Genomic DNA, 13,287 nt, shown 5'->3' with positions numbered 1-13,287 from the left:
TCTTGTCGCGGAGCATCATCCCGCGCCGGACTCGCGGAGCATGGCCATCAGCTGCGCCATCTCTTCCGGGTCCACCTGGGCCAGCTGCGCGTCCAGGATCTCCTGCGCAAAGTCCTTGAGGACGGGACGCGTGAACAGATCGCCCAGGGCCACCTGCACCTCCAGCACCTGCCGCACGCGGGACACGACCTGCACGGCGGAAAGCGAGTGCCCGCCGAGTTCAAAGAAGTTGTCCCACCGGCCCACCCGCTCTACCCGCAGCACCTCCGCCCAGATCTCCGCGAGGGCCTGCTCCGTCTCGTCGGCGGGGGCCTCGTACGCCCGCGTGGCGTACGCATCGCCCTCGGGGGCGGGGAGGGCGCGGCGGTCCAGCTTGCCGTTGGGCGTCCGCGGCCACTGCTCCACCCGCACGTACGCGGCGGGAACCATGTACCCGGGCAGCGACTCGCCCAGGTGCGCGCGGAGCGTTTCCGCATCCACCGCATCGCCCAGCCAGTACGCCACCAGCCGCGGTTCGCCCTCCGCGTCCTCGCCGACCATGACCACCGCCTCGCGCACGGCATCGTGCGCCGCCAGCCGCGCCTCGATCTCGCCCGGCTCGATGCGGTAGCCGCGCACCTTGACCTGCGTGTCCAGACGGCCCAGGAACTCCAGCGTTCCGTCCGCCCGCCACCGCGCCCGGTCGCCGGTGCGGTACAGCCGCGCTCCCGGCTCACCAAAGGTGTCGGGGATGAACTTTTCCGCCGTCTGCCCCGCCGCGTTCTGATAGCCGCGCCCGACGGGCGTTCCGCCGATGTGTACCTCGCCCGCCACGCCGATCGGCACCGGGCTCCCCGTGCGGTCCAGCAGGTAAATGCGCCCGTTCGGGATCGGCCTGCCGACGGGCACCGGCTCCGTCAGGTAGATGGACAGGTCCGGCGCGAGGCGATGGTACGTGACGATCCCGGAGCACTCGGTGGGGCCGTACAGGTTGACCAGTTCTGGCCGCGGCTCCGGCAACTCCATCAGCTTGCGCGGCTGCACCGCCTCGCCCACCAGGACGGCCGTGCGCAGACCCGCCAGCGCGCCATCCGCGTCCGCTTCCACAAGAGCCTGGAATGCGGAGGGCGTGCAGTTCACCAGCCGGATGCCGCCGGACGCGATCTGCCCCACGATCCCCGCCGGGTCGAACGGTTCGGCGGCAAGGTGCAGCTGCCCGCCCGCGAAGAGCGGAGCGAACAGGTTGCGGTACGTGCCGTCGAAGCTGAACGACATCACGAGCAGCACGGCGTCGCGATCGGTGATCCCGAACTCGCGGCCGTACCAGTGGATCAGGTTCAGCGCCTTGTGGTGGATGGACGGAACGCCCTTGGGCCGCCCCGTGGAGCCCGACGTGTACGTCACGTATGCCGGGTGCTGCGGCGTGAGGCCGCCGCGATCCAGATCCGTCTCCGGCGCGTCCGCCCACGCCAGCGCGGCCGCGTCCAGCTCCAGCACGGGGACGTCGCGGCCCAGCGCGGACAGAGTGGCGGCGACGTTCGCCATCACCGAGCCCTGCGCCAGAACGGCCGCGGGGGCGCTGTCCGCCAGCATGTACTCCAGCCGCTCGCGGGGGTAACCCGGATCCAGCGGGACGAACACGCCGCCCGCCTTCATGATCCCCAGCAGCCCTTCCACCATCGCCGTGCTGCGCTCCACGCTCAGCCCCACGCGCACGTCCGGTCCCACGCCGCGCGTCCTGAGATAGTGCGCCAGCCGGTTGGCGCGGCGGTTCAGTTCGCCATACGTCATCCGCTCACCGCGGGCGGAGACGAGGGCGACGGCGTCCGGCGTGCGCGCCGCCTGCGCCTCGAACAGCTCGTGGATGCACGAGTCCGCCGGGTAGGCGGCTTCCGTGCGGTTCCACTCCTCCACCACCAGGGCGCGCTCGGCGTCGGGCAAGAAGGAAATCTGGTCGAGCCGCTGCGACGGGTCCGCCGCCATTTCGCGCAGCACGCGGCCCAGGTAGCCCGCCCAGCGCTCCACGGTGGCCGGATCGAAGAGCGCCGTCGCGAACGTCACGCCGCCGGCGATCCCTCCGTCCGCCTCCCACAGCGTGAGCGACAGATCGTACTTGGACTGCACCTGCACGGCACCTCCGCGCACCCGGCCCGCCGCCACCCCCGCCAGCGACACCCCGTCCCCATCGGGCACGTTCTGCCAGGTGAACATCGCCTGGAAGAGCGGGTTGTGGGCAAGGCTGCGCGCCGGGTCCACCAGGTTCACCACCTGCTCAAACGGGATGTCCTGGTTCTGCTGCGCCTCCAGCGCCCGCGCCTTGGCCGTCTCCAGCAGCTCCGCCACCGTCCGCGGCCCGGACACGTCCAGCCGCAGCGCCAGCGTGTTGACGAACAGGCCGATCAGCCCCTCGATCTCCTGGCGCCCGCGCCCGGCCATGGGAGTGCCGATCACGACGTCCTCCTGCCCGGAAAGGCGGCTGAGCAGCACGGCCCACCCCGACAGCAGCGTCATGAAGAGCGTGGTGCCGTGGCGCCGGCTCAGCGCCTTGAGCGCCGCCGTCTCGTCCGGGTCCAGCACCATCCGCACACGCGCGCCGGCGGGCTCCACCCGGGCCGGCCGCGCGCGGTCGGTGGGCAGCTCCAGCAGCTCCGGGGCGCCGGTCAGTGTGCGCGTCCAGTAGTCCGCCTGCTCGCGCAGCACGTCGCCCTCCACCCAGCGGCGCTGCCACGCCGCGTAGTCCGCGTACTGAAGCGGCAGCGCGGGCAGGCCCGCGTCACGCCCCTCGCGGAAGGCGGCGTAGAGGGCGGAAATCTCCCGGGTGAGCACCTCCATGGACCACCCGTCGCTGACGATGTGGTGCATGGTCAGCATCAGCACGTAGTCCTCATCCGCCAGCCGGGCCAGCCGCCCGCGGATGAGCGGCCCCCGCTCCAGGTCAAAGGGCGCCTCCGCTTCGGCCACCATCAGCCGGTGCAGTTCGGCGTCCGCGTCGGCCGTGCCGGCCAGGTCGTGCTCGCGAAGCAGGAACCCGGCGTCCGGCGGGGCGATGCGCTGCTCCGGAATGCCGTCCGTCTGCGCGAAGGTGGTGCGCAGCACCTCGTGGCGCGCCACCACCGCGTCCAGCGCGCGCAGCAGCGCCCCGCGGTCCAGCGCCCCGCGCAGGCGCAGGCGGTGGGGGATGTGAAAGGTGTTTCCCTGATCGGACAGCTGCTCCAGGAACCACAGCCGCTGCTGCGCGAACGAGAGCGGGATGGCGCCGTCGCGCGGGATTCGCTCGATGGACGGCAGCGCCGTACGCGCGGACCGTCCCGCCTCCAGCGCAAAGTCGCCGAGCACGGGCCGGGCGAACACCTCGCTCAGCGCGATCTCCACGCCCAGCGCCTGCCGCACCCGCGACACCACCTGCACGGCCAGGAGGGAGTGCCCGCCCAGCTCGAAGAAGTCGTCCTGGCGGCCCACCCGGTCCACGCGCAGCACCTCGGCCCAGATCTCCGCCAGCGCCTGCTCGGCGTGTCCCACCGGCGCCTCGTACGCGCGGGCGGACGAAGCGTGGTCGGGCGCGGGAAGGGCACCGCGGTCCACCTTGCCGCTGGGCGTGAGCGGCAGCGCGTCCAGCCGCACGAAGGTGGCGGGAACCATGTAGTCCGGAAGGCGTGCACCCACGTGCGCCCGCAGCGCGGCGTTCTCCACCGCGGCGTCCGCCAGGCAGTACGCCACCAGCCGCCGGTCGCCGGGCGCGTCTTCGCGGACGATGACCACCACCTCGCGCACGCCCGGATGCTCCCGAAGCCGCGCCTCAATCTCGCCCAGCTCCACGCGGAAGCCGCGCACCTTGACCTGGAAGTCGTTGCGCCCCAGGAACTCCATCATTCCGTCCGGCAGCCAGCGGCCCAGGTCGCCGGTGCGGTACAGCCGCGCCCCCGGCTCCGTCCCGAACGGGTCGGGGACGAAGCGCTCCGCGGTCAGCGCCGGGCGGTCCAGGTAGCCGCGGCACACGCTGTCCCCGCCGATGAACAGCTCGCCCGTAACGCCCACCGGGACGGGGCCGCCGGCCGCGTCCAGCAGGTACACGCGCGAGTTGGCGGTCGGGCGGCCGATGGGCACCGTGGCGCGCGCCTGCTCCGGCCCGCAGTGCATGGCCGTCATCGCCGTGGCGGCCTCGCTGGGACCGTACGTGATGTGCAGCGCCGTCCCCGGCAGCCGCTCCAGCAGGCGGGTGAGCCCGATGCCGGGAAGCGCCTCGCCGCCCACCAGAAGCTGCCGCAGCGACGTGCACCGCTCCAGCAGCGGGTGCTCCAGCATCACCAGCAGCATGGAGGCGTTCATGTTCATCGTGGTCACGCCTTCGGCGCGGATCACGTCCACCAGGTAGTCCGGATCGCGCTGGCCGCCCGGACGCGCCATGGCCACCCGCGCGCCCACGCTCCAGGGGAGGAACATCTCGCGGATGTGCCCGTCGAAGCTGAGCGACGTCTTGCACAGCACCACGTCATCCATCCCCAGCGTCCACTCCCGCGCGCCCCAGACCAGCCGGTTCACCAGGCAGCCGTGGTGGTTCATCACCCCCTTGGGCCTGCCCGTGCTGCCGGAGGTGTAGATGCAGTAGACCAGGTGCTCCGGATGAACATCCGTGCGCGCCGGGTTGGTTTCCGGCCGGTCCGCCCATGCGTGCGCGTCCGTCTCGATGCGGATGACGGGGATGGCGCTTCCCTCCGTCAGTCCATCCACCAGCGACTCGGGGACGCCGGACGAAAGAAGGGCGGCGGGATGGCTGTCCTCCACCATGAAACGCAGGCGGTCCGCCGGGTAATCCGGGTCCAGCGGCACGTACGCGCCGCCCGCCTTGAGCACGGCCAGCACGCCGGCGGCCATCTCCAGCCCGCGCTCCATGCACAGCCCCACCAGGACGTCGGGACCGACGCCGAGCCCGATGAGGTGATGCGCCAGCCGGTTGGCCCGCGCGTTCAGTTCCGCGTAGGTGAGCGTCCCGTCTTCTCCGTTGACCGCGATCGCATCCGGCGTGCGCTCCACCTGCTGCTCGAACAGCTGGTGCGTGCACAGCTCGCGCGGATACGGCGCGTCGGTGCGGTTCCACGCCTCCAGCACCCGCGTGCGCTCCTCGTCCGGCAGGAGCGCCAGGCGATCCACGCTCTGGTGTTCATCCGCGGCCATCTCCCGCAGCACGCGCCGCAGGTAGCCCGCCCACCGCTCCACCGTCTCCCGGTCGAAGAGCGCCGTGGCGTACTTCAGGCTGCCGACGACGCGGTCGCCGGCTTCGCGCAGGGTGAGCGACAGATCGAACTTGGCCCGGATGTCCACCATCTCCGCGCCCACGCCGCCCACGTCCAGCCCCGGCAGCGAAATCCCGCCGCCCCGGGGCGTGTTCTGCCAGGTGAACATCACCTGAAAGAGCGGGGCGTGCGACAGGCTGCGCGCCGGGTCCACGCGCTCCACCACCTGCTCAAAGGGGATGTCCTGGTGATGCTGCGCGCCCAGCGTGCGCTCCTTCACCCGCTCCAGCAGCGCGCCCACGGCGGGCGCGTCCGTCATCTCCACGCGCACGGCCAGCGTGTTGACGAAGAAGCCGATGAGCCCTTCGATCTCCCGCCGCCCGCGGCCGGCCGCGGGGGTGCCGATCACCACGTCGGCCTGCCCGGAAAGCCGGCCCAGCACGGCCGCCCACCCCGCCATGAGCGTCATGTACAGCGTGGTGCCGTGCCGGCGGGAAAGCGCCTTGAGCCCCGCCGTGAGTTCCGCGTCCAGCTCCACCCCCAGCACCGCCCCCGCGTGGTCCGTGCGCGCCGGGCGCGGGCGGTCGGTGGGCAGGGCCAGCAGTTCCGGCGCGCCGCCCAGCGTGCGCGTCCAGTACTCCTCCTGGTCGCGCAGCACCTCGCCCTCCACCCAGCGCCGCTGCCACGCCGCGTAGTCCGCGTACTGCACCGGCAGCGCGGGCAGACCCGCGTCCCGCCCGTCGCGGTGGGCGGCGTACAGCGCGGCGAGTTCGCCGCTGAGCACCCCCATGGACCATCCGTCGCTGACGATGTGGTGCATGGTCAGCAGCAGCACGTGGTCGTCGTCCGCCATGCGGATGAGCCGGCCGCGGATGACGGGCCCGTGCTCCAGGTCGAACGTCGCGGCCATCTCCCGCCCCGTCACCCGCCCGAGCTCCGCCTCCGCGTCCTCCCGCCCGCGCAGGTCGTCCTCCGCCACGCGCATCCCGGCGTCCGCGGGCGCGATGCGCTGCTCCGGGATGCCGTCCACCCGGGCGAACGTCGTCCGCAGCGCCTCGTGCCGGGCGACCAGGCCGTCCAGCGCGTGCAGCAGCGCCTCCCGGTCCAGCGCGCCCCGCAGCCGCAGGCGCAGGGGGATGTGGTACGCCGCGCCCATCCCGCCCAGCTGCTCCAGGAACCACAGCCGCTGCTGCGCGAACGAGAGCGGAAGACGGTCGTCCCGGTCCGCCCGGTCGATAGGCGGAAGCTCCGACCGCGCCGCCGTTTCCAGCTCGCGCGCGAAGTCGCTGAGCACGGGCCGCGCGAACAGCTCGCCCAGTTCCACCTCCACCCCCAGCACCTGCCGCACGCGGCTAATCACCTGCACCGCCAGCAGCGAGTGCCCGCCCAGCTCGAAGAAGTGGTCGTGCCGCCCCACCCGCTCCGTGCGCATCAGCTCCGCCCAGATCCCGGCGACGACAGCTTCCGTGTCCGTGACCGGTGCCTCGTAGCCGCGGATGGCAAAGGCGTCGCCCGCGGGCGCGGGGAGCGCCTTGCGGTCCAGCTTGCCGGTGGGCGTCAGCGGCCACGCGGCCATGTGCACGAAGGCCGCGGGAACCATGTACTCCGGAAGCGCCTCGCCCAGGTGCGCGCGCAGCGACTCCACGGGCGCGGGCTCGTCCGCGACGTAGTAGGCCACCAGCCGCCAGTCGCCGGGCGCTTCCTCGCGCGCCACCAGGGCCGCCTCGCGCACGGCGGGGTGCTGCACCAGGCGGGACTCGATGTCGCCCAGCTCCACCCGGAAGCCGCGGATCTTGATCTGGAAGTCGTTGCGGCCCAGGTACTCCACCGCGCCGTCCGGCATCCACCGGCACAGGTCTCCCGTGCGGTACAGCCGGGAGCCCGGCTCGCCGAACGGGTTGGGGATGAAGCGCTCGGCCGTGAGCGCGGGGCGGTTCCAGTAGCCGCGCCCCAGCGCCGTTCCGCCGATGAACAGCTCGCCCGCCACGCCCCGCGGCACCGGCTGGCCCTGCCCGTCCAGCACGTACAGCCGCGTGTTGGCGATGGGAAAGCCGATGGGCACCACGTCGCCCGTGGGCGGCGCCGGCGCGCAGTACCAGTACGAGACCTCGCCCCCCTCGGTGGGCCCGTACCAGTTGAGCAGCGCGGCGTCGGGAAGCAGCTCGCGAAAGCGCCGCACCAGCGCCGGCGGAAGCGCCTCGCCGCTGCAGTACACGCGGCGCAGCCCGGTGCACGACGCCGCCCCCGGCTCTTCCATGAAGAGGGGGAGCATGGAGGGGACGAAGTGGATGTCCGTCACCGCCTTCTCCTGTACGGTGCGCACCAGGTACGCGGGGTCCCGGTGGCCGTCCGGCCGGGCCAGCAGCAGCCGTGCGCCGGTAAAGAGCGGCCAGAACAGCTCCCACACCGACACGTCAAAGGCGTACGTGGTCTTCTGCAGCAGGATGTCGCCGGGGCCCATGCCGTGCTCCGCCTGCATCCACAGCATGCGGTTCACCACGCCGCGGTGCCCCATCATCACCCCCTTGGGGCGCCCGGTGGAGCCCGACGTGTACATCACGTACATCAGGTGATTCGCCGTCAGCCCGCCGCGCGGGGGATCCGTGTCCGGCCGGTCCGTCCAGGCCGCGGCGTCCGCGTCCAGCGAAAAGACGGGAACCGTCAGCCCCGCGAACCGGTCGCGGAGCGCGGACTGGGTGAGGAGCACGGCGGGGGCGCTGTCCTCCAGCATGTAGCGCAGCCGGTCTTCCGGGTATCCCGGGTCCAGCGGCACGTACGCGCCCCCCGCCTTGAGCGCGGCCAGCAGCCCCACCACCATCTCCGGCGACCGTTCCACGCACAGCCCCACGCACACGTCCGGGCCCACGCCGCGCTCCGCCAGAAAGTGCGCCAGCCGGTTGGCGCGCGCGTTCAGCTCGCGGTACGTCATCGTTCCGCCGTCCCACGCCAGCGCCACCACCTCCGGCGTGCGCGCCGCCTGCGCCTGCACCAGCTCGTGGACGGCGGCGTCCGCGGGGAAATCGGCGTCGGTGGCGTTCCATCCCTCCACCACCTGCCACCGCTCCGCCTGGGAAAGCATGGGCAGCCGGTCCACGCGCCCGTCCTCCGCGGCGGCCATGGCGTGCAGAATGCTGCGCAGGTAGCCGGCGTGCCGCTCCACCGTTTCCCGGTCAAAGAGCGCGGTGGCGTACTCCACCTGCCCGGAAATGCGGCCGTCCACTTCGCGCAGGGAAAGCGTCAGGTCGAACTTGGAGCTCCCCGCGGCCGACGGGCCCTTCACCCCGCCCAGCGTGAGCCCGGGGAGTTCCAGCGCCCGCGCGCCCGCGCCCCCGCTCTGCCAGGCGAAGAGCACCTGGAAGACGGGCGGATACGCCATGCTGCGCGCGGGCTGCACCCGCTCCACCACCTGCTCAAAGGGGATGTCCTGGTTCTGCTGGGCCTCCAGCGCCGCCGTGCGCGCCCGCCCCAGCAGCTCTCCCACCGTGGGCGCGCCGGACAGGCCGATGCGCAGCGGGAGGGTGTTGAGGAAAAAGCCGATCAGCCCCTCGATCTCGCGCCGCCCGCGGTTGGCCGACGGGGTGCCGATCACCACCTCCGCCTGGCCGCTGAGCCTGCCCAGCACCGCGGCCCAGCCGGCCAGCACCGTCATGAAGAGGGTAGTGCCGTTCCGCCGGCTCAGCGCCCGCAGCGACTCCGCCAGTTCGTCGTCCAGCTCCACCGGAAGCACCGCGCCGGCAAAGTCCTGCCGCGCGGGGCGCGGGCGGTCGGTGGGCAGCTCCAGCAGCTCCGGCGCGCCGTCCAGCGTGCGCGTCCAGTACGCCGCCTGCCCCTCCAGCACCTCGCCCTCCACCCAGCGCCGCTGCCACGCCGCGTAGTCCGCGTACTGCACGGGGAGCGCGGGGAGGCCCGCGTCCCGCCCGTCGAGACGGGCGGCGTAGAGCGCGGACAGCTCGCCGAACAGCACCCCGCCGGACCAGGCATCGCTGACCACGTGGTGGCGGGTGAGCAGGAGCACGTGGTCGTCCGCGGCCAGGCGCACCAGGCGGCCGCGGATCAGCGGCCCCCGCTCCAGGTCGAAGGGCGTATCCGCCTCCTCCGCCATCACCCGGCGGAGCCCGGCTTCCGCGTCCGGCTCCCCTTCCAGGTCGTACCGCACCAGGTGGAAGCCGGCGTCCGCCGGGGCGATCCGCTGCTCCGGAAGGCCGTCCACCTCCGCGAACGCCGTGCGCAGCGCCTCGTGCCGGGCCACGAGATCGTCCAGTGCGCCCGCCAGCGCGGCGGCGTTCAGCGCGCCCCGCAGGCGCAGGGCCGAGCGGATGTGATAGGTGTTCCCCAGCCCGCCCATCCGCTCCAGAAACCACAGCCGCTGCTGCGCAAAGGAAAGGGGAAGGCGGCCTTCGCGGTCCGCGGGCTCGATGGGCGGCAGCTCCGCCCGCGACCCCGTCTCCAGCCCCCGGGCGAAGTCGCCCAGCACGGGGCGGGTGAACAGCTCGCCCAGCGCGACCTGCACCCCCAGCGCCTGCCGCACGCGCGAGATCACCCGCACGGCCAGCAGCGAGTGCCCGCCCAGCTCAAAGAAGCTGTCCCGCCGCCCCACCCGCTCCACGCCCAGCACCTCGGCCCAGATCGCGGCCAGGATCTCTTCCACGTCCCCGGCGGGCGGCTCGTAGGCGCGCACCACGTAGGCGTCGCCCTCCGGAGAGGGGAGCGCCCCGCGGTCCACCTTGCCGTTGGGGGTGAGGGGGAGCGCGTCCAGCCGCACGTACGCCGCGGGGACCATGTAGTCCGGCAGCGTCTCGCTCACCCGCGCCCGCAGCACGTCGGCGCCGACCTCGCCGCCCACCACGTACGCCACCAGCCGCTGCTCGCCCGGCGCGTCCTCGCGCACCAGCACCACCGTTTCGCGCACGGCGGGGTGCCCCAGCAGCCGCGCCTCGATCTCGCCCAGCTCCACGCGAAAGCCGCGCAGCTTCACCTGGTGGTCGTCGCGCCCCAGGAACTCCAGCGTTCCGTCCGGCAGCCAGCGCGCGCGGTCGCCGGTGCGGTACATGCGCGCGCCCGGCTCCCCCGCGAACGGGTCCGCCACGAAGCGCTCCGCCGTCATGTCCGGGCGGCCCAGGTAGCCGCGCGCCAGCTGCGCGCCGCCGATGCACAGCTCGCCCGCCGCGCCGGTCGGCACCGGCTCGCCGCGGCCGTCCAGCACGTACGCGCGCGTGTTGGCCACCGGCCGGCCCAGCGGCAGGCGGTCGTGCAGCGCCTCCGGCCGGGCGCGGGCCGCGGTGACCGCCACCGTCGTTTCCGTGGGGCCGTACATGTGATACAGGGCCGCGCCCGGCAGCCGCTCGTAAAAGCGCTGCGCCAGCGCGGGCGAAAGCACCTCGCCGCCGCACATGACGCGGGTGAGCGTGGTGCACGAGCCCGCGTCCGGGTGCTCCAGCAGCGCCTGCAGCAGCGTGGGAACGCAGTGGATCACCCCCACGCCCTCGCGGGTGATGATCTCCACCAGCGCGGCCGGATCGTTCGCGCCCCCCGGCCCCGCCATCACCACGCGCGCGCCCACCGCCAGCGCCCAGAACAGCTCGCGGACCGAGACGTCGAAGCTCAGCGAAATGCGCTGCAGCACCGCCTCGTGCGCGCCCAGCGACCAGGTGCGCTGCGCCCACGCCAGCTGGCTGGCCACGGCGCGGTGCGGCACGACGACGCCCTTGGGCGTGCCGGTGGAGCCGGAGGTGTAGATGACGTAGGCCGCGTGCTCCGCCGTGAGCGCGCCGCGCGCGGGGTTGGTGTCCGCCTCCGACGCCCACGCCGGAGCGGGGGCATCCAGCTCCAGCACCGGCACGCCCGCGCCTTCCACGCGGTCGCGCAGGGCCCGCTGCACCAGCACCGCGGCCGGCGCGCCATCCGCCAGCATGTACGCCAGCCGCTCCGGCGGATACGTGGGGTCCAGCGGCACGTACGCGCCACCCGCCTTGAGCACCGCCAGGAGGCCGACCATCGTCTCCAGGCCACGCTCCGCGCACACGGCCACGCGCGCGTCCGGCCCCACGCCCAGCGAGCGGAGGTGGTGCGCCAGGCGGTTGGCGCCCGCGTTCAGCTCGCCGTAGGTGAGGCGCCCGCCTTCGTAGACCACCGCCGTGGCGTCCGGCGTACGTTCCGCCTGCGCTTCAATCAGTTCGTGGATGCACGCGCCGCGCGGGTAGTCCGCCTCCGTACGGTTCCACTCCTCCAGCACCCGCGCGCGCTCCTCGGCGGGCATGATGGCCAGTCGGTCGACGCGCTGACCCTCGTCCGCCGCCATCTGCTCCAGCACCCGCCGCAGGTAGCCGGTGTACCGCTCGATCGTCTCCCGGTCAAAGAGCGCGGTGGAGTAGGTGATGCCGCCGGCGATGCCGTCGTCGTACTCCCACATGGAGAGCGACAGGTCCAGCTTGGCCGTCGTCAGCCGGTCGCCGCCCATCCCCGACACCGCCAGCCCCGGCAGCCCCGGCCCGCCCTCCCCGGAGGAGGTGTTCTGCCAGACGAACAGCACCTGGAACAACGGGTGGTGCGACAGGCTGCGGACGGGATCCACCCGCTCCACCACCTGCTCAAAGGGGATGTCCTGATGGTGCTGGCCGTCCAGCACCCGCGCCTTCACCCGCGCCAGCAGCTGCGCCACCGTCGGCGCGCCGGACAGGTCCACGCGCACGGCGAGGGTGTTGACGAAGAAGCCGATCAGCCGTTCGATCTCCCGCCGTCCCCGCCCCGCCGACGGCGTGCCCAGCATCACGTCCTCCACACCCGCGAGCCGGCCCAGCACCACGGCCCAGGCGGCCAGCAGCGTCATGTACAGCGTGGCCCCGTGCCGCCGCGACAGCGCCTTGAGCTCCGCCGTCAGCGCCGCGTCCAGCATCATGTCCACGCGCGCGCCCGTGTGGTCGATCTCCTGCGGGCGCGGGCGGTCGGCGGCCACCTCCAGCAGCTCCGGCGCACCGGACAGCGTCCGCGTCCAGTAGTCCGACTGCTCGCGCAGAACGTCGCCCTCCACCCACTGCCGCTGCCACGCCGAGAAGTCGGCGTACTGCACCGGCAGCTCGGGAAGCGCCGCCTCCGTCCCGTTCGCGTACGCGCCGTACAACGCGGACAGCTCGCCGAAGAACACTCCGGTGGACCAGCCGTCGCTGACCACGTGGTGCATGGTCACCAGCAGCGCGTGATCGTCCTCCGCCAGCCGGATGAGCCGGCCGCGCACCAGCGGACCGTGCTCCAGGTCAAAGCGCGCGCGCGCTTCCTGAAAGGTCAGCCGGGCGAGCTCCGCATCCGCGTCCGCTTCGGCGAGTCCGCTCAGGTCGTGCTCCTCCAGGCGGAATCCGGAGTCCGCGGGCGCGATGCGCTGCTCCGGAACGCCATCCACCTGCGCGAACGTGGTCCGCAGCACCTCGTGCCGGGCCACGATCCCGTCCAGCGCACGGCCCAGCGCCGCCCGGTTCAGCGGGCCCTGCAGGCGCAGGCGCTTGGCGATGTGGTACGTGCTGCCCAGGTCCCCCAGCTGCTCCAGAAACCACAGCCGCTGCTGCGCAAAGGAGAGCGGAATGCGCTCCTCCCGCGGCGTGCGGCCAATGGACGGAAGCTCCCAACCCTTGCGTTCGAGGTCGCGGGACAGAGCGATCTTCAGAAGCCTGCGGCGCTCGGCCAGCGTGAGGTTGGTCAGGGTCGGATCGGAGCTCATGAGCGCTGCTTTGAGGATGGGTTGTCGTTCCCGGCCGCACGCCGCGGGGGGCGTGGGCGGGGGAGCCGGGCGGGTCCGGTCCGTTGCCGCGACCGGGTGTTGGCGTCGGGGAGCACGGGCGGGCGAACAGGCCGCTCACGGCGGCCTGCCCCGGTCGCGGGGCGGTCTGGGCCAGAAGCAGATCAGCGGGGACGGCGGCGGGAATCCCGTTGCGCGTCCCCGCTCGTCGCGACCCGCCTTCGCATGGGGCTCGGCAGGTGGGTGCCCGCGCGCCTGGATGGCCGGGCGTACCGCGCCTGCCTTGTGTCGTGTGTCTAGATCCGGCGCCAAATGTCAGCGGCCGGGGCGCGCGCGTTTCCGTCGTTCGCG

The 13,287-nt window shown here is 73.1% G+C and carries 1 protein-coding gene; it reads right to left on the bottom strand.

Features of this window, described 5'->3' with window-relative positions; all coding sequences use genetic code 11:
* Positions 1 to 15: 15 nt before the first annotated feature.
* Positions 16 to 12,918: a non-ribosomal peptide synthase/polyketide synthase gene (locus tag HNQ61_RS10105; RefSeq protein WP_170040269.1), complete on the bottom strand. Its 12,903-nt coding sequence runs from the start codon at positions 12,916 to 12,918 to the stop codon at positions 16 to 18.
* Between the last annotated feature and the right edge of the window lie 369 nt (positions 12,919 to 13,287).

Origin of the sequence: Longimicrobium terrae (genome assembly GCF_014202995.1) — a bacterium.
In the GTDB taxonomy this organism is placed as follows: Bacteria; Gemmatimonadota; Gemmatimonadetes; order Longimicrobiales; family Longimicrobiaceae; genus Longimicrobium; species Longimicrobium terrae.
Note: the sequence above shows the minus strand (reverse complement) of the source record. Positions and strands in the feature narration are given on the sequence as shown.

What these genes read in the sequence shown, in the direction of transcription:
- HNQ61_RS10105 (WP_170040269.1), bottom strand. Translation starts at nt 12,918, where the DNA reads ATGAGCTCCGATCCGACCCTGACCAACCTCACGCTGGCCGAGCGCCGC.